Source organism: Anaerolineales bacterium (assembly GCA_037382465.1).
Lineage (GTDB): Bacteria > Chloroflexota > Anaerolineae > Anaerolineales > E44-bin32 > WVZH01.
Window position 1 is genome coordinate 15,198 of record JARRPX010000020.1, and the last position, 18,310, is coordinate 33,507.

An 18,310-nucleotide genomic window follows, 5' to 3' on the forward strand; every position below is an offset into this window, starting at 1 on the left:
CGCCCTTTGTTTGTTCTCCAGGATACTCCGAGCTGCGTTACCGGCTCTTCGCTTCTAATTTCTCCGGTTCGTTCCACTCATTCTCTCGAAATCCATTTCTAGCCATCGCTGGGCTTGAGGGTCAGGTGGGCTTCGGAAGCCGCAATTACGTCTTGTTTGGCCCACAGCATCGCGTGGTATTGGATGTTGCGCCACAGGTCGATCATGTCATCGTAGTGCGTGTGGAACGCGTGACCGGATTGACCGGTGGTGTGAATCGAAATCGAACGGCTGAAGTCGGCCAGATCGATGATCTGCCGATAGGACGGCACGATGGCCACGTCGTATGAATTGCCCAGATCGTATCCCGTGTTGTTTACGGTAAAGAACGATCCGTCCACTTCGACCGGGCCGCGGTTGAAAATCGCTTCGATCAAGCCGATCCCGCTCTGCCCCAGGCTTTGGTTTTCGAATGTGGCCCGATGCAGATCGCCCCAGCGCCACTTGGACATCGACTTGCCCAGCGACTCGCTGAGTTCGTCCACCGCGGCTTCGAGCGCGCGGAGCAGGATGCTTTCGCGGTTTTCGACTTCCTGCGTGTAAACATCGTCGAACCAGACTGCGTCGGCGTTGGGCAGCGTGTTGACCAATGCGGTGAGCAGCGAGGGACGGGCTTTCTCCAGCAAACGCTCGCCCAACTCATCGCCATACACCTGGTCGATCATGTGGATACGCAGCGTTTCGAACAACGCGGCCGCGGCGCTCTCCCGCACGGTCCGCCCATCCCATTGCCGCAGCAAGTCCACGGCTTCCGACAGTCTCGCCTCCGCCGGATCCAGTTCGAGGATGTAAGGCAGGACGTCCTCCACGTAAATCTGGTTGTCGTTGCCTTGCATGGATTGGATGTATTGGATCGAGATCGAGTCGTTCGCTTCGATCATCTCCACGATGCGGCGGGCGCGGAAGCCGGGCGCCCAGTCTACGGTGATCGTGTAGGGGTATTCCTCGCCCACGACGGCATGATTGGCGGTGGCGACGTAACCCTTCTCAGGATTGAAGGACCTGGGCAGTTCGTCGAACGGAATGTAGTCGACCCACTCGTAGTCGCCGCTCCATCCGGGAACGGGGATCGATCCGTCTCCGCTGGCGCGGATGGGAATGCGTCCCGGTGCCTGATAACCGATGTTGCCGTCCACGTCGGCGTATACGAAGTTCTGGCTGGGTACGTCCCAGTAGCGCAGCGCGTCGCGGAATTCCTCCCAGTTCTGGGCCAGATCGATGCGCAGGACGCTCTCCATCAACCGCGAGGGCTGCAGCGCGGTCCAGGAGAGCGCCAACGGCTGCCAGCCGAAATACCATTGATCCTCCGTGCCGCCGGCGACGTCGTTGATGATCGGTCCGTGCTGCGTGATGCGCACGTTGACGACGATGGGATCGTCATCTCCGGCAACATTGATTTCTTCCTGGATCAAATCCATGTCGAGCCATTCGCCGCGAAATTCGTACTGGTTGGGATTCTCGGGGTTGATACGTTCGATGAACAAGTCCTGCACGTCGGGACCCAGATTGGTGACTCCCCAGGCGATGCGTTCGTTGTGCCCGATGATCACGCCCGGTGCACTGGCGAAGGACGATCCGACCACATCGAACGGGCACTCCGGTCCGACGGGTTCGCAGTGCAGGCCGATCTCGTACCAAATCGAAGGCATCTGGATGCCCAGATGGGGATCGTTGGCCAGGAGCGGCATTCCGGTTTCGGTTCGCTCGCCGGAAATGACCCAGTTGTTGCTTCCCAGGCTGAATCCTTCTCCGAATACGTTGAAATCATATGCGGCCGCGGGAATCGAGTCCAGCGTCGCGTTCGTCAGGGTTTCGGGTACGATGACCGGGTAGTCGCTGTTGTAGGCGGGAATGATTTCCGCAACGGCGTCCGTTCCCAGGCGCGCGGCGACGTTGGCGCGCAGCAGTTCCATGTTCTGGTTGCCGCTCAAATCCCAGGCCATGACCTTGGCCCAGGTCAGTGTATTGAGCACGGTCCAGGGCTCGGGCTCGATTTTAACGCCCGTGAGTCCCAATATCGTGAACTCGAAACTCAAGGGTTTGGTTTGCGTCTCGAGATAGGCGTTGACGCCTTCCGCATAGGCCTCCATGACCGCCAATGCCTCGGGCGACAGAAGTTCGACTTCTTCTGCTGCCGCACGATGCCATCCCACCGTGCGGATGAATCGATCGCTTTCCAGCGCACTCGGCCCGAGGATTTCGGCCAACCGTCCGCTGCCGATGCGGCGCCAGAATTCCATCTGCCAGAAGCGGTCTTGCGCGTGAATAAATCCCTGGGCCATGAAAAGATCGTGTGTGTTGGCGGCGTAGATGTGGGGAATCCCGAAGGAATCGCGGTAGACCTCCACGGGCGTCTGCAGGCCGGGGAGTTGAATCACTCCTTCGGTTAGCGGGAAAGACTGGCGACTGCTGATGTACCCTGCGATGACGAGCGCAATTGCGAGCAGGATGATGATAATCATGAAGATAATCACGGACTTTCGTACACGAGCCATAAAAGCCTCCCTTCATGCGTGACTGTCTAGTTTGTTGATCTGATTGTATATGAGAATCCCCCAATATTCATCCGTTGGAACACAAAGTCCGTTCGGGGGTTTCTGCGTAATTCGACGATTTTGGACGTGACGCAGGGCAGGAATCGCGTCAAATCGATCCCTTTCGCAGCCCGTATTTCGACGCACGGGGGATGAGAAAGTAGTCTGAACGACGGTCTAGGGGTATAATAGAAACGTTCCCGCTGCAGGCGGGTTTTCTGTGGATTTTGACCATGTGAAAGTGGCAAACGCAATGGAAATTGGAACCATACGACAAGTAGATATCGACGATCAGATGCGCGACGCGTACCTGGATTACGCCATGAGCGTGATCGTGGCGCGGGCGCTGCCCAACGCGCGGGACGGGCTGAAGCCGGTCCATCGCCGCATCCTGTATGCCATGCACGAGATGGGGATTCGGGCAAACACCCCCTATCGGAAATCGGCGCGGATCGTCGGTGAGGTTCTGGGGAAATACCATCCGCACGGCGACCAGGCGGTGTATGACTCGATGGCCCGCATGGCGCAGGATTTTTCGATGCGCTACATGTTGATCGACGGGCAGGGAAATTTCGGTTCGATCGACGGCGATCCGCCCGCAGCCATGCGCTACACCGAAGCCCGGCTGGCGCGCATGGCCCAGGAGCTGCTCGTAGACATCGATAAAGAGACGGTGGATTTCGTCGACAATTTCGATGGTTCTCTCCAGGAACCGGTCGTGCTCCCTGCACGCTTGCCCAACCTGCTGCTCAACGGGGCTTCCGGCATCGCCGTCGGCATGGCGACCAACATCCCGCCTCACAATCTCAACGAGCTTGCAGAGGCGATTCGCTACGTCGTAGATCATTACGATAACCTCGACGACGTCACGGTCGACGATTTGATGCAATTTCTTCCCGGGCCGGATTTCCCGACGGGGGCGATGGTCGTGGGAACGGAAGGCATCAAACAAGCCTACAGCACGGGAAAAGGGCGCATCGTCATGCGCGCCTTTGCGAACATCGAAGAGCACGGCAAATCTCGTCACCGCATCGTGGTCACGGAAATTCCCTACCAGGTGAACAAGGCCAGCTTGATCGAACGCATCGCCGATCTGGCGCGTGGAGGGCGGCTTTCCGACATCTCCGATCTGCGCGACGAATCGGATCGACGCGGCTTGAGCATCGTCATCGAACTGAAGCGCGGCGCCCAGCCGAAAAAAGTGCTCAATCAATTATTCAAGTACACACAGCTGCAGACGACGTTCGGCGTGCAGCTGCTGGCTTTGGTGGACGGCGAACCGAGACTGCTGTCCCTCAAGCGTGCCCTGCAGCTCTACGTGGACCACCGCTTGACGGTGATCACGCGCCGCTCGGAATTCGAGCTCGCAAAGGCGAAAGCGCGCGCCCACATTCTGGATGGTCTGATCATCGCGCTCGCCAATCTGGACGACGTGATTCAAACCATTCGTAAATCAGCGGATGCGGATGTCGCCAAAGAACGCCTCATGGAACGCTTCAAACTGTCGGAAATCCAGGCCCAGGCCATCCTCGACATGCAGTTGCGGCGCCTGGCGGCGCTCGAGCGCGAGAAGATCGAACAGGAACATAAAGAAGTCCTGGAACGGATCGCCTACCTCGAAGACCTGCTGGCGAATCCGAAGAAAATGTACACTTTGATCAAAACGGACCTCGACGAGATCGTAAAGGATTACGGGGATGCGCGGCGCACACGCATTTCCCCCGATGCCAGCGAGGATTTCAGCGAGGAAGATTTGATCCCGGACGAGTCTGTGTTGATCAGCATTACCGAACGCGGCTACGTGAAGCGGGTCGCTGCGAAGACATACCGGCGCCAGGGGCGCGGTGGACGCGGCGTGCAGGGGCATTCGATACGCGGCGAAGACGAAGTCATGATGCTCTTCCCCGCACGTTCCCTGGACACGGTGCTGTTCTTCTCGGACCGGGGAAAGGTGTATTCCGAAAAGGCCTATCAGATCCCGGATGCGGATCGAACGGCGCGCGGCATTCCCATGGTAAATATTCTGGCCTTGTCGCCCGACGAGATGATCACCGCAACGGTGACCGTTCCCGATTTCGAGCAGGCCGACTACTGCACCATGGTCACCCGCAACGGCAAGATCAAACGCGTTCAGTTGGCCGAGTTCGCCTCCGTGCGGCCTTCCGGTCTGATTGCGATCGGACTGGAGGAGGGGGACATGCTGGGCTGGGTGCGGCTGACCAGCGGGGACGACGAGTTGATTATCGTCACCGAACGCGGCCAGGCGCTGCGCTATCACGAAGAAAACGTACGGCCGATGGGACGCCCGGCCATGGGCGTCAAGGCGATCAATCTGCGCAAGGGCGATTTCGTCACCGGGATGGACGTCGTCGATGCGGACGGTGAGTTGCTCGTCGTCACGGCCAACGGCTACGGCAAACGCACACCGGTGGATGAATATCCCAGCAAGGGAAGGGGAACGGGCGGGGTGATCACCTTGAGCCGCGACAAGATGTCGGTGACTGGGCCGATCGCATCTGCACGAATCGTCCATCAGGACGACGACCTGACGATCATTTCCAGCGGGGGCATCGTGATCCGCACCAAGATCAAACAGATCAAGAGCGCCGGCCGGGCAACGATGGGCGTGCGCGTGATCAACCTCAAGGAAGGCGAAACCGTTGCTTCGGTTGCGCGTACTTCGGCCAAAGATCTCAAACAAGCAGGCGTGGAGTAAAGCGAAGCGGAAAGAATGGGAAGCATATCAACCTCCCACGCATGATCTGCGTGGGAGGTTTTGTTTTTCGCTGCGTAATTTCCCTATTTCAGTGTTTTACCCCGCCATTGGGCGGAATGCTGTTCGCCGTCCAGGCCGATCAGTCGGATTCCCATCTCGCGCAGCCGGTGAGAGTCGGCGCTGCTGACGTAAGTCACCCGGCCTTCTTGATCCGGCGGAGCGGCCAGGCCGTGTTGGTCGAGGATACGCTGGGTCTGGCGGGCGATCGCGGGGGAGGGATCGATGACGTTGACCTCAGGGCCGGCGATGTTCTCCAGAACGGGGATGATGAAGGGATAGTGCGTGCAGGCCAAGACCAGCGTGTCCACGCCCTCGGCGAGCAGCGGCTCGACGGCGTTTCTCAGGATGCGGTGCGTGGCGATGCCGTCCAGGTCGCCCGCTTCGATGCGTTCGACCAGGCCGGGCAAGGTTTGCTGCAGGACGGTGACGTTGTTTGCGAAGCGTTCCACCACGGAAGCAAACAGTTCCCCCTGAAAGGTGGCGGAGGTTGCCAGCACACCGACGACCCGGCTTTGCGTCGTTTGAGCCGCCGGCTTAACCGCAGGTTCCATGCCGACGAAGGGCGTATGCGGGAAAACCCGGCGCAGATGATGCAGTGCGGCAGCCGAAGCGGTGTTGCAGGCGACCACGATCGTTTTCGCGCCGCGGTCGAGCAGATAGCGGGTGATCTCCTGGGAGAGCTCGCGCACCTTGAGTAGCGTACGATTACCGTAGGGAACGTGAGCCTGGTCGGCAAAGAAGACGACGTTTTCCTGCGGCAGCAGTTCGTGAATCTGATGCAGAACGGAAAGTCCCCCAACGCCCGAATCGAAAAGCCCGATAGGTCGTGGGTCCATTGAGTCGAATGCGCTATCCCAAGCTGAATTTAAGAATGATCGATTGCTGCATCTCGATCGAAATCACGGCGTGTTTTGTGCATTGTACACCGAAAAGCGGCCAATCTACATGCCGGTTTATTCGAGTCGAACCGCGAAATAGGTATGCGAACGTTGGTTTTAATTATGGGGATGCACAACTCGGATCGGCGGTGTGCCGGGAGAAAAAAACGGTGCGGGTCGCGACCCGCACCGTTTTGATGCTTGTGTGAATTTACGATCGTTTTTCCTTCAAGCGGGCTTGCTTCCCTGAACGCTCGCGCAGGTAGTACAGCTGTGCGCGACGTACGTGTGCACGGCGCTGAATGGTGACTTTTTCCAGTCGAGGGGAGCGCATGAGGAAAGTGCGTTCGACGCCGATGCCGTGTGTGGCCGTGCGCCGGACGGTAAAGTTGGCGTTGTTGCCGCCTTTGCGCACACGAATCACGGTTCCGCGAAATTCCTGAACCCGTTCACGATCGCCTTCGGTAATACGTACGAACACCGTCACGTTATCTCCGGCTTGGATGTCGGGGATTTCCGGGTTGACGGGCGCTTCGATGGATTTAACAAGCTCGTTCATCTCGATCTTCCTTCTCTGTTGAACATACACCCGCCGCCCATCGCTCCCGGGCGGCGCAGGCAAAAGTATACCACATTCGATTTGGAGAGGGCTAGAGTAATCTACTTCGTTCTATAAAGGTCAAAACTGAAATCCGCGGATCCATAATCTAAAAGGGAAAGTATTGGTACGTGAGCAACGGAATGGCTTGCGATCGATAATTTGAGTCCCGCGGTGATTGCAGATATACTACTACGTAGGTTCTATTCCTGAATCAATTGCCCGTTTGCGAAATTTTGCGTACTGAAATGCAGATACGACATCCGAATTCTAGACTCGTCCACCGTCTGAGCCTTGTTGCAGGCATTATAACGAACCTGCAGTGCCAGCCGGTGATTGGGTCCAACACGATGCCCGGTGATGCGAAGCACATTGTCTGTCCCTGACATTCCGGAACCGGGAAAGAGCTCTATCTCTCCTGGGAACTCATTCCATGCGGAGGAGGTTCAGAATGCATCCGAACAGAAATACTGCAAGAATCGTGGGGATCTTGTTTCTTGTCGTCAACATTACATTTCTGGCCGGTGCGTTGCTTCTTGACTCTGTTCTAAGTGCGCCTGATTATCTCATCAGTGTCTCCGAACACCACGCTCAATTGGCGTTCGGGGTGCTGCTCGAGCTGGTAAACGGTGTCGCCTATCTTGGTATCGCCATGCTGATGTATCCAATCCTGAAGCGATACAGCGTCAGCATGACACTCGGCTACGTCGCATTTAGAATCCTCGAGTACGGGGCGCAAATCCTTGCTGACCTCAGCCCGCTGTCACTGCTGAAATTGAGTGAGGAATTTGTGAAAGCAGGCGCTCCAGAGGCGTCTACCTTCCAAACCCTGGGCACGCTGACCATGGCAGATCGTGATTCGGCCTTTCTAATGGTTTCGATCACGTTCGGACTCGGGGCGTTGTTCTTTTATTGCGTGTTGTATCAATCGAAACTCGTCCCGCGTTTCATATCGATTTGGGGTCTCATCGGAGGCATTGCCGTACTTGCCAATGCCATATTAGACATGTTCGGTTACCCTCCAGGAAACCTGGGCGTGATCATGCTATTGAACGAATTGTTTCTGGGGGTATGGTTGATCGTCAAGGGATTCAGTGCACCTGATGCCGTTTCCGAATCAGTAACCTAAAATCAAAAGGAGGAGAACGATGGAAAACCCCGCAGAATATCCGGCTCGTTTACAGGTCGACTATCCGGAACAATTGGATCGTTGGACCACGTTCTTTCGTATCATCTACATCATCCCCATTGCGATCATCTTGAGTCTGCTCACGCAGGCCGGGGAGACCGTCACGAAGACGGTTATCCTGAATCAAGCCGGCGATGTGGTGAACGTTACCCGGGACACGACAGGCGGATTGTTGACTGGCTTATTCATGGCTACACTCTTGATGATCCTCTTTCGCCAACGCTATCCCCGCTGGTGGTTCGATTTTATCCGCGAATTGACGCGCTTCGAGGCCAGGTTCGCTGTCTATGCGACGCTGCTCACCGATCAATATCCCTCGACCGTCGAAGAGCAGGCGGTCCATCTGGAGATCGACTACCCCGAAGTGGAAACAGAACTCAATCGCTGGATGCCGCTGGTGAAATGGCTCCTGGCCATACCGCATTACATCGTTTTGGCCTTTCTCGGTGTCGGCGCCGTGTTCGCCGCGATCATCGCCTGGTTTGCCATTCTGTTAACCGGCCAGTACCCGAAGAGCCTTTTCGACTACATGGTCGGCGTCGTCCGCTGGGGGCTGCGTGTGAACGCTTACGCATTCCTGCTGGTGACCGACAAATATCCACCGTTCAGTTTGAGTTAGCATTGGCGTGATTGGGTAGACCTTCTGTGTTGGAAGAAACTGGGGCCGTCAAGCAAGAACTCAAGACGGCCTCAGTTTATTGCGGTTTCTGAAGGTCTACAGCCGTCCGTTTCTAAGGAGGAAGCGCATGAAAGCGATCGTCGTCGCCGAGTATGGACCGGCGAACGGACTCCGGCTGCAGGAAGCGGAAAAACCAACGCCCAGAGAACATGAAGTCTTGATAAAAATATATGCTACGACGGTGACCGCCGGAGATGTCATCCTGCGGCGTATGCGCTTCCCGCTGCGTTTGATTTTCAGCCTATTCTTCGGTCTCAAGAAAAATAAGATCCTGGGACACGAGTTGGCCGGAGAGGTCGAATCCCTCGGCAGAGAAGTGAAGGGATTCAAAATTGGCGACCAGGTCTTTGCATCGGCCGGAAACAGCGGAGGCGCTTATGCCGAGTACATCTGCCTGCCGGAAGACGGCATGCTGGCGCTCAAGCCGGACAACATGACCTACGAGCAGGCTGCGGCGGTTCCCATCGGCGCCAACACCGCACTGCACATTCTCCGCAAAGGGAACATCCAACCGGGACAGAAGGTTATGATCTACGGCGCCTCAGGCAGCGTGGGGACGTACGCCGTCCAGTTGGCCAGATATTTCGGGGCGGCGGTCACGGGCGTGTGCAGCACTTCGAATCTGGAAATGGTGCAGTCCCTGGGCGCCGATCACGTCATCGATTACACAAAGACCGATTTTGCCCAATTCGCTGCGTACTATGACGTCGTCTTTGATGCCGTTCGAAAACTGCCGTCTTCGCAGGCGAAGAGATTGTTGAAGGAAAATGGAAAGTCTCTTTCGGCCAGCTCTCCAACGAGCGAAAGAACCGAGAACCTGGTCTTCATTAAAGGGCTCATCGAGCAGGGAAAACTGAAGGCGGTGATCGACCGCACCTACACGCTGGAGCAGATTCCCGAAGCCCATCGCTACGTGGAAGAGGGGCATAAAAAAGGCAACGTCGTCATCACTTTGGAGTGACGGAGTAAGCAGCGGTTATTCAGCGAAAGGACGACGCAGCTTCGTGCGTTTCCCGGAAAGAGACGTGGATCAATCATAAAGCCGAGGGTGCAACGATGGAAGAGATACGGATCAAGCTTTCAGGACTATGGACGGCGCTCATACTGACCTATCTTTTGGGAGACGTGCTGCGTATTTTCAGCGGCGACTTTGTCCCGGGCGAGATGGGCGAGATGGGTGGGATGCAGATCACGCAGGGGATGTATCTGGGACTGGCAATTTTGTTGCTGATTCCCATTATTATGGTTTTCCTTTCACTGGTTTTGAAGTATCGAGCCAATCGGTGGACAAACCTCGTCCTGGCGGCCTTCTTTTTTATCTTTAACCTCTTTGGGCTGCCGACGTACCCTTCCCTCTACGATCAATTTTTAATCATCGTCGGGCTTGTGTTTAATGGATTGACGTTTTGGTATGCCTGGAAATGGCCCGAACCGGAGTCTTGAATTTCGATCAGCGCGTCTTTCCAAGCGTTGCTTGCACGGCTGCTCGGGTCATATCCGGATGATGACGCCGGTTGCGATTTTCATTTGGAGGATTCAAACACATGAAGGCGATTGTCTGGACGAAATACGGTCCCCCGGAAGTCCTTCGACTTGGGGAAGTCGAAAAGCCCGCGCCTAAGGACGACGAACTGCTCATCCGAATTCACGCAACGACCGTCACTGCCGGCGACTGCGAAATGCGAAGTCTCGATTTTCCCCTCATTCTCGGCCTCGCCATGCGGTTGTGGATCGGGCTTTTAAAACCGAGAGGATCGACGATCCCCGGAACCGAACTCGCCGGAGAGATCGAAGCGCTGGGTCGAGCGGTGAAGGGTTTCAAGGCGGGCGATCAGGTGTTTGGCGCCGCCGGCATGAAATTGGGCGCGAATGCCGAATATATCTGCCTGCCTGCAGAACCGAACGACATGCAAGGGGGCGTGACTCTCAAACCGGACAACATGAACTATGCGGAAGCCGCCACAGTCCCCTTCGGAGGCCGCGACGCACTGCATTTCCTGCGCAAGGCGGACATTCAAAGCGGGCAGAAGATCCTAATCAACGGAGCCGGCGGCAGCATCGGCACGTTCGCCGTGCAGCTCGCCAAACACTTCGGAGCCGAAGTGACGGCGATCGACAGCGCGGAGAAGTTGGAGATGCTTCGATCGCTTGGCGCCGACCATGTCGTCGACTACACCCAGGAGGATTTCACGCAAAACGGCGTCGTCTACGACGTCATCTTCGACGTCGTCGGCACGGTTTCATTTTCGCGCAGCAAAAATTCCATCAAGAAGGACGGCATCTTCCTTCTCGCCAACCCAACATCACAGATCCTGAAAGGCCTCTGGACCAGGATGACGACCGGCAAGCAGGTCGTTCTGGAGACTGCGAGTGGGACGATCGATGACTTGATCTACCTCAAAGAACTCGTCGAAGCCGGAACGCTGCGAACGGTGATCGATCGCATTTATCCGTTGGAACAAATCGTGGATGCCCACCGCTATGTGGAAACCGGGAAGAAGCAGGGAAACGTCGTCATCACGGTGGCGCCGGCCCCTGCTGTTTGAGTTGGGATGATCTAAGCCGCCGCGGATTTCATTGGATCACGGAATCCGGAATGGATAACGATCGAATTCCTCCGGTGTGAGATTGAGCACGTTGTTTGTGTATAGATTTGCAAACAGCCTTACGAAGATAATTACCGTAAAGACAATGAAACCGGTGCTGTATTCCATTATTGTGAAGAAGGGCAGCAGAAAGATCCAGAAGGCAAGATTATAGGCCTTACGGATGAGCGCCAGAGGGTGGGTGGACGCCTGTCGAACTGCGGTGTTGTCGGCCGTATTTTCCCGAAGCCATGCGAACCGCATGGACGTATGATACTCAATGATCAGTCAGTAAAGCACACCAACAATCGAGATGCCGATCATCCCACTCTTTTCAGACCAGGTCGAAGTGGAAAAAGCGGCGATGATATAGATCAAGCTGGGAATACCCAACGCCAGCGTGAGCATGTTGTTCCAGCGCACAGTAAGATATTTTCCCTTTTTCAATTTTCACCTCCTTATCGATTTCCATCCTTTAATCCTTGCTCATCGTGCAAGTATGATATAAATCGATCTATTATTCTATAGTCAAGTCATTTCGCCGAAATCCCGTTTGCCCGTCAAGTCGTCGGGAAGGGTTCGTCGGAGTAAAACGACAAATACGCATTCGATACACCTAGTCCCAAAGACACGAGAAGCGCAATTTTCACATTGCAACATAAAGCAATCTAGAACTCATGTATATTATCGGAAGAATCGTCAAAGTTGAGGAGGGAGAACTATGAAACATCATCGTATCGTCGTCGCTCGGCACGGCGGACCGGAAGTCCTCCAGATGATCGAAGAGGAACTGCCTGAGCCTCAATCCGGCGAAGTGCGGGTGAAGGTTCAGACCGCCGGAGTCTCTGCCTACGATCTGATGTTCCGGCGCTCCGGGATGCTTCCCGGAACGCCGCACGTGCCGTTCACCCTCGGGACGGACGTCGTCGGCGTGGCGGACAAACTGGGAGAGGGGGTTTCTACCATCGAGCTGGGGAAAACTCTCGCCGGCATGACGTTTTCGCGTGGCGGTCTTGGCGGTTATTCGGAGTACATCTGTTTGCCTGCGAGCGATCTGGTTTCCGTGCCTGCAGGGATCGATCCTGTCGAGGCCGTTTGTCTCCTGGCGAATTACCTGACTGCGCATCTCGCGCTGCATCACAGCGCAGAGGTCCAAAGCGGAGAGCGCGTCCTAATCCACGGTGCTGCGGGAGGGGTGGGGACTGCGCTGCTCGATCTCGGGAAGCTCGCCGGGTTGGAGATGTACGGCACGGCATCCAAATACAATCACGAAGTCGTATCGGGATATGGGGCTACGCCGATCGACTATCACACCGAAGACTTTGTTGAGCGCGTGCGTGACCTCACCGGCGTTGGCGCGGACGCCGTGTTTGATCCCATCGGCGGTGCGCGGCAGCTTTGGAGATCGAAAAGAGCCGTGCGCAGAGGCGGACGTCTGGTGTGGTTCGGAGTGGCCGCAACGAAGAAGGGCGGCATGCGGGTCATTCCGTTCACCATGGCAATGATGGCGCTGCTGATGGTCCTTCCGGACGGCAAGCAGGTCATGAGCGTGCCGGATCTTGGCAAGGAAAATGCCTTATATCGCCAAACGCTAACGGACCTGCTCGATTTACTCGTCGCGGGAAAAATCAAACCGCTGATAGCGGCGCGCATTCCGTTGGCCGAGGCCGCTCGCGCTCACGAACTGCTCGAGCGTGGAGGCTACGCAGGTAAAGTAGTTCTCGTTACTGGTGGGTGAATATAGCAGCGCAACCGTCACGCTGGAAGAGTGGGGATCGATCCGGCCAACGCTTCTGGCGTGGTCGATTTTGATCGCTGCCATTTGAAAGGAATCACTTAAGAGAGAGGAAATCGCATGAGAGAATCGGTCATCAACGTTAAAGATTTTCGCAAGACCTACGGCGATTTCGTCGCCGTGGACGGCATCAGCTTCGACGTCAGGGAAGGTGAGATTTTTGGCTTGCTCGGACCCAACGGCGCCGGAAAGACCAGCACGTTGGAAAGCCTGGAGGGGCTGCGTGAACCAAATGGGGGTTCTCTGCGGGTGGGGGGCATCGATCCGACCAGAGATCCCCGAGGGCTGCGTAACGTGATCGGCGTGCAACTGCAGTCCTCTGCGTTGCCGGAAAGCATCACCCCCGACGAGGCGATGAAATTCTTCTGCGCTTATCACGGTGTGACGCCTCGCTTCGACCTGTTGGACCGGCTGGGTCTGCATGAGAAACGGAAGGCGCAGTTCTTCGAGCTTTCCACCGGGCAGCAGCGCCGCCTTGCGTTGGCACTTGCGGTGGCGCACGAACCGCCGGTGCTTTTCCTGGATGAACCGACGGCGGGGTTGGACGTGGCAACTCGGACTGAATTGCATGACTTGATGCGCGAAATGAAAGACGTCGGCACGGCCATCATCTTGGCCACGCACGACATGGCCGAAGCGGAGGAGCTGTCGGATCGAGTGGCCATCTTGCTGAATCACAAGATCGTCGCGACCGGCACCCCGCTGGAAATCACGGCCACAGGAGCGGAGTTGACCAAGGTTTCCGTACGGACTCGAGACTCCTGTCTCTCCGAAAGCACCACCTCCTTGCCCGCGGTAAGCCAACACTTATCGAAAGAGACCTACGAGATCTATTACAGCACCGATATCGGTCCGACTGTGGCCGCCATCATTGCGCAGGTCGAATCCCGGGGGGATGTGTTGATCGACTTGCGTGTGGAACGGCCGTCGCTCGAGGATCGTTTCCTCGAGATCACCCGTCCCAACACGGCAGCAGGAGGCGCACGATGACCGCTTTTCTCAATCACTTTTCGTTCGAATTCCGCACGGGTATCCGCAACAAGACGCTGCTGTTGATGAACTATCTTTTTCCACTCGGATTTTTTCTGATGATGGGATTTGTCATGGGCGCGATCAACCCTCTTTTCATCGAGAGTATGACCCCGGCGATGGTTGTCTTTGCCATTTTGGCGGCCACCTTTCTGGGCATTCCAGATCCGCTGGTCAACGCACGCGAAAACGGCATCTTCCGCAGCTACAAGATCAACGGCGTCCCTTCGATTTCGATTCTCGTCATCCCGGCCTTGACGACGATGCTGCATCTGCTGATCGTAGCGGGAATCATCACTGCCACCGCCGCACCGCTGTTTGACGCTCCGCTTCCGATTGATTGGTTCCACTATTTCCTGGTCTTCCTCGTCATGGCTTTCGCCTGTGCGGGCATCAGCGTGCTGATCGGGGTGATTTCGGCGAATTCGCGCATCACGGTGCTCTGGTCGCAGCTTTTCTTCATCCCCTCCATCATGTTGGGCGGCATGATGTTCCCGTCCAGTATGCTACCTGAGGTTGCCGCCAAATTCGCCCAACTCTTGCCCGCTGCACACGCCATGAATGCCTTCAATGGACTGGCGATGGGAAACGCAGCCGATTATTCCCCCTGGGGTTCCGTGATCGTCCTGGCACTTACCGGTTTACTCGCCTTTGCGCTGGCAGTCTACCTGTTCAGTTGGGACAGCCGCAACACCACCAGGCGCGGCCATCTTGCACTGGCACTGCTGGTTCTGTTACCCAACATTGTGGGAATGTTTGTGTTGTAAACTAGATGGTGTAGCCATCTCTTTTTGATATAGGATAAACATCGTAGAAGTGACAATTTATTAGGGAATGGAGGATGTAATGGTTAAGTCAGGAATTCAAGGGAAGATGAGCGGATCTTCCCGTCTGGTGTTCGTCGATCACTTGCGCGCTTTTTTGATCATCCTCGTCGTGCTGCACCACGTGGCGGCGGTCTACGGCGCGGGGACGGAGTTCTATTACGTCGAGCCGCCGTTCACCGACCCGACCGCCTTCAGCCTGCTTTTGGCGTTCATGCTGCTCAATCAGGCCTGGTTCATGGGCGCGTTCTTCTTGCTGGCGGGTTACTTCACGCCGGGCTCGTTCGATCGAAAGGGATTCGGTTCTTTCCTCAAAGCGCGTCTACTGCGCCTGGGTATTCCGCTGGTCTTCTTCATGTTGGTGCTCAACCCGCTTTCCTCGGTCGGCTTCTACCTCATGCCCTCCGAACTCACCGGCATCACGACGCCGCTGACCTTGAAGGCGCTCTACCCCGAAACCATCGGCCTCGGGCCGATGTGGTTCGTCGCCTTGCTGCTCGTCTTTTCAATCGGCTACGCCATATGGCGCCGGCTGGCCGCTGAGCGAACATCAAACGAAACGTACCGATCTTCTTCTCTCGGCTATCTTGGGGTGGGACTTTTCATCCTTGCGTTGGCGGGGATCAGTTATCTGATGCGCATGATCGTTCCGATTGGAGAAGATGTGCGCGGCTTTCCGACGCTGGCTTACCTGCCGCAGTATCTCAGCTTTTTTATCTTGGGGATTGTGGCATCACGCAGAGATTGGTTCCGTGGGATATCGAACACGATGGGTGCGATCGGGATTATCGCTGCCTTGATCGCGGGCGTGGTTTTGTTCCCCTATTTGTTCAGCGGAAAATGGTTCACGCTTGAGGTTTCGAACAATCTGGAAATCGCCATGGGCAATGGGAACTGGCAATCTGCACTGTACGCTTTGTTTGATTCCGTTTTCGCGGTAGGAATGTGCCTGGGCCTGATCCCCTTCTTCAGGCGGGTCCTGAACAAGCCGAGCAGGCTGGGGAGCTTCTTGTCCCGACAGAGTTATGCGGTTTACGTTTTTCACATCCCGGTCATCGTGTTCCTGGCCTACGCACTGCGAGGCCTCGAGTTGGCCAATCTGCTGAAATTCGCTGTGGTATCCTTGATCGCGGTACCGGCTTGCTTTCTCCTCGCTTTTATCATTCGCAGGATCACCTTCGTCTCAAAAATCCTGTAAATGCGAAAAGACTGCGTTCAATGTAAGAAAAAATATGGCAGCCGAGGCCATATTTTTTTATTGTCAATGGCGGGTTCAGGAAAGTAGCGGTTTTTTTGTCAATTCTCGTTTCCCCACTTCCCCAGGGCCATACCTGCAAGGAAGATCCCGGTCACCGTTTTCGCATCGCGAATTTTGTTTTGCGTTACTTTCTGGAGGGCTGCGTTCCATGAAAGCCGGATGACTTGGATGACTTCGTCCTCGTCCGGGGGCAGCGGCGCGTGAGAGAGATCCCTCGCCAGATAATAATGTAAGAACTCGCTGGAATATCCTGGAGCGAGAAAAGTGCCCCCGAGATGTCGTAGACTACCGGGCGACATACCGACCTCTTCACGACACTCCCGCCTGGCGCAGCTTTCGGGGTCCTCGTTTGCCTCGATGCTTCCCGCAGGGAGTTCAAGCAGCTCTTCTCCCGTCGGGTGCCGATATTGACGCACGAAAAGGATTTGGTCTTCTTCATCCACGGGGATGATCGTCACGCCGCCGGCATGGTTGACATATTCGATGCGCTGCGTCTTTCCGGCTGGATTTATAATTTGATCGATGCGCACATCGAAGACTTTGCCCTGGAACACGGTGTCCGATTTTTTGATTTCTATCGCCATTACTCCTCCGTTGTTCTTTCGACTTCAACTTTCGGGAATAGAGCGGGGCAGACCTTTCGTCTGCCCCGTATCATCTCATGCACTTCAATTCACCGGGCGATCTTGACGCTCACAGCATCCAGGAATTCAATCGTCCCGTCCTGGAAATCAGGAGGCGGTGTGCGTCCTGTTTAGATTACGGAATGATCAATTCCTGGCCCGGGCTGATCGAGCTTGGATTCACCAGATTGTTAGCGTCGATTATGGCCTGGGTTCAGACGGCGTATGGGTAGGGGGCGATGAAATGGGGATCTTTAACACCATGCCGACTTCGAGCGAACTGGGTGAGGCCAGGTTGTTGTAGTCGATGATGTCTTGCGGATCGACGTCGAACTGTCGGGCAATTTTCCAGATCCAATCCCCAGCCTTGACGGTGTATTCCACCACGCCTCCCAGCGTTGGGGTTGCGGTCGCTTCCGAGACCTGTTCCGTTGAGGCAGCCGAGGATTCCTGGGTTTCGGCGAGTTCCGCTTGCGGCGTATCCGTGCCGACAATGCCCATTTCTACCTGGGCCGTCTTGGTGAGTATCCCGGATCGGATGGCTTCCATCGTTGCTTCGGTATCGTCCATGGGTTCTCCGCTTTGTGTCTCTTCGCCTTCGGATGGCGGAGCCGTCGAAGCGGAACGTGTGCAAGCAGTCAGTAGAACGACGAAGCAGAGAATCAGAATCACCGGGTAACGCAGGCGCTGATCGCTCATTGTCTCCTCCTTGGAGGGTGTGAACTCCTCTCGAGCGGCAGTCGAAACGGTCGAGAATTTCGCACATCCCGAAATTTCACGCCCAAATGTCTTCTGCCGTGCCTTTCTATGGTTCGAAGTCTCGTGCCAACCCTCAAGCGCGCATAGTAGCACATGTGTTTGGGCGCGTCAAGCGGGCACGCTGACGTACTTATAATTGCAAGTTCCATGCCGATGATATAAACGTCATTCTAGCGAAGATTTCGTTTTTTCGCACCTCGCGGAAGCCAGGACAAATGAAAAAGCCCACATGTGAATTCAAACTGTGGGCTAAAGTGGGAAAAAGGCGGCATCAGGATTGCCGGATGAGCGGCCGGAACTTGTATCCGTAGATCAGCAAGCCGCGATCGCCGTCCGAATACAATTTTCGCGTCACCATTTCTACCGGCATGCCGATTTCCACCGGCTGCTGTTTTTCGTCCAAATCGGTGAGCTGCGCGGTCACGGTCGGACCCTCGTCGAGTTTGACGAGGGCGACGGTGTAGGGCGCCTGCTCTTCGTGGCTGGCTGGGGCCTGAGATACTTTCGTGAACGAATAGACCTGGCCTCTTCCACTGAGGGCCAGGGTGCTGTTTGCCTCTTCACCGCATTCCGGGCAGATATCCCGCGGCGGAAAAATCTTTGCCTGGCAATGTATGCATACTTCGCCTTCGAGTGCGTAACGTTGTTTGTTCAAGCGCCAGTGTCGTGGTAATTGCATTGCGTACTTCTCCATGGTACTTCGAATTGGATTAACCGAGTGTAACTATACTCAGCGTTGACTCT

General features: G+C 55.9%; 18 protein-coding genes. 10 read left to right on the forward strand and 8 right to left on the reverse strand.

What is annotated here, in order from left to right; all coding sequences use genetic code 11:
• Positions 1–98: 98 nt before the first annotated feature.
• Entirely contained in the window at positions 99–2,534 is a 2,436-nt protein-coding gene (locus P8Z34_07165) for a penicillin acylase family protein (protein MEJ2550444.1), read from the reverse strand.
• A gap of 274 nt (positions 2,535–2,808) precedes the next feature.
• Here P8Z34_07165 and gyrA point away from each other — a divergent pair, with 274 nt between their 5' ends.
• Entirely contained in the window at positions 2,809–5,289 is a 2,481-nt protein-coding gene (gyrA, locus tag P8Z34_07170) for a DNA gyrase subunit A (GenBank protein ID MEJ2550445.1), read from the forward strand.
• An 83-nt stretch (positions 5,290–5,372) separates the two neighbouring features.
• Here the strand turns inward: gyrA and murI are convergent, their stop codons facing one another.
• The gene (gene murI / locus P8Z34_07175) at positions 5,373–6,185 is read right to left on the reverse strand and encodes a glutamate racemase (GenBank protein ID MEJ2550446.1); all 813 of its coding nucleotides are present in this window, start codon (positions 6,183–6,185) and stop codon (positions 5,373–5,375) included.
• Positions 6,186–6,438: 253 nt separating this feature from the next.
• Positions 6,439–6,786 (reverse strand): 50S ribosomal protein L19, encoded by a 348-nt coding sequence (gene rplS / locus P8Z34_07180; GenBank protein MEJ2550447.1) that lies wholly within the window; start codon positions 6,784–6,786, stop codon positions 6,439–6,441.
• A 490-nt stretch (positions 6,787–7,276) separates the two neighbouring features.
• Between rplS and P8Z34_07185 the strand changes: the two genes are divergently transcribed.
• The 5 genes from P8Z34_07185 (at position 7,277) to P8Z34_07205 (ending at position 11,239) form a co-directional block, all read left to right on the forward strand.
• Positions 7,277–7,954 (forward strand): DUF4386 domain-containing protein, encoded by a 678-nt coding sequence (locus P8Z34_07185; protein ID MEJ2550448.1) that lies wholly within the window; start codon positions 7,277–7,279, stop codon positions 7,952–7,954.
• 19 nt (positions 7,955–7,973) lie between these two features.
• Positions 7,974–8,633, forward strand: coding sequence for a DUF4389 domain-containing protein (locus P8Z34_07190; GenBank protein ID MEJ2550449.1), 660 nt, complete (start codon positions 7,974–7,976; stop codon positions 8,631–8,633).
• Between the two features lie 127 nt (positions 8,634–8,760).
• The gene (locus P8Z34_07195; GenBank protein MEJ2550450.1) at positions 8,761–9,654 is read left to right on the forward strand and encodes an NAD(P)-dependent alcohol dehydrogenase; all 894 of its coding nucleotides are present in this window, start codon (positions 8,761–8,763) and stop codon (positions 9,652–9,654) included.
• A gap of 95 nt (positions 9,655–9,749) precedes the next feature.
• Positions 9,750–10,136, forward strand: coding sequence for a DUF6326 family protein (locus P8Z34_07200; protein ID MEJ2550451.1), 387 nt, complete (start codon positions 9,750–9,752; stop codon positions 10,134–10,136).
• A 101-nt stretch (positions 10,137–10,237) separates the two neighbouring features.
• A complete protein-coding gene (locus P8Z34_07205) occupies positions 10,238–11,239 on the forward strand; it encodes an NAD(P)-dependent alcohol dehydrogenase (protein MEJ2550452.1) in 1,002 nt (333 codons plus the stop codon).
• Positions 11,240–11,275: 36 nt separating this feature from the next.
• On the opposite strand, the gene P8Z34_07210 is transcribed toward P8Z34_07205, so the two are convergent.
• Both P8Z34_07210 and P8Z34_07215 read right to left on the reverse strand, forming a co-directional pair.
• Positions 11,276–11,542, reverse strand: coding sequence for a hypothetical protein (locus P8Z34_07210; protein ID MEJ2550453.1), 267 nt, complete (start codon positions 11,540–11,542; stop codon positions 11,276–11,278).
• Between the two features lie 24 nt (positions 11,543–11,566).
• Positions 11,567–11,725, reverse strand: a complete 159-nt coding sequence (locus P8Z34_07215; GenBank protein ID MEJ2550454.1) for a hypothetical protein — start codon at positions 11,723–11,725, stop codon at positions 11,567–11,569.
• 274 nt (positions 11,726–11,999) lie between these two features.
• Between P8Z34_07215 and P8Z34_07220 the strand changes: the two genes are divergently transcribed.
• The 4 genes from P8Z34_07220 to P8Z34_07235 all read left to right on the forward strand — a co-directional run bounded on the left by P8Z34_07220 (position 12,000) and on the right by P8Z34_07235 (position 16,124).
• Positions 12,000–13,016, forward strand: a complete 1,017-nt coding sequence (locus P8Z34_07220; protein MEJ2550455.1) for a zinc-binding dehydrogenase — start codon at positions 12,000–12,002, stop codon at positions 13,014–13,016.
• Positions 13,017–13,133: 117 nt separating this feature from the next.
• Complete coding sequence (locus P8Z34_07225) at positions 13,134–14,063, forward strand: ABC transporter ATP-binding protein (GenBank protein ID MEJ2550456.1); 930 nt, start codon at positions 13,134–13,136, stop codon at positions 14,061–14,063.
• Positions 14,060–14,869 carry an ABC transporter permease gene (locus P8Z34_07230; protein MEJ2550457.1) on the forward strand — a complete coding sequence of 270 codons (810 nt, stop codon included), beginning with the start codon at positions 14,060–14,062 and terminating at the stop codon, positions 14,867–14,869. The genes P8Z34_07225 and P8Z34_07230 overlap by 4 nt, the downstream gene beginning before the upstream one ends.
• A 79-nt stretch (positions 14,870–14,948) precedes the next feature.
• Positions 14,949–16,124, forward strand: coding sequence for an acyltransferase family protein (locus tag P8Z34_07235; GenBank protein MEJ2550458.1), 1,176 nt, complete (start codon positions 14,949–14,951; stop codon positions 16,122–16,124).
• Between the two features lie 98 nt (positions 16,125–16,222).
• Here the strand turns inward: P8Z34_07235 and P8Z34_07240 are convergent, their stop codons facing one another.
• The 3 genes from P8Z34_07240 to P8Z34_07250 all read right to left on the reverse strand — a co-directional run bounded on the left by P8Z34_07240 (position 16,223) and on the right by P8Z34_07250 (position 18,245).
• The gene (locus P8Z34_07240; protein MEJ2550459.1) at positions 16,223–16,768 is read right to left on the reverse strand and encodes an NUDIX hydrolase; all 546 of its coding nucleotides are present in this window, start codon (positions 16,766–16,768) and stop codon (positions 16,223–16,225) included.
• A 240-nt stretch (positions 16,769–17,008) separates the two neighbouring features.
• Complete coding sequence (locus tag P8Z34_07245) at positions 17,009–17,506, reverse strand: LysM peptidoglycan-binding domain-containing protein (GenBank protein ID MEJ2550460.1); 498 nt, start codon at positions 17,504–17,506, stop codon at positions 17,009–17,011.
• Positions 17,507–17,837: 331 nt separating this feature from the next.
• Complete coding sequence (locus P8Z34_07250; GenBank protein MEJ2550461.1) at positions 17,838–18,245, reverse strand: Zn-ribbon domain-containing OB-fold protein; 408 nt, start codon at positions 18,243–18,245, stop codon at positions 17,838–17,840.
• Positions 18,246–18,310 lie beyond the last annotated feature (65 nt).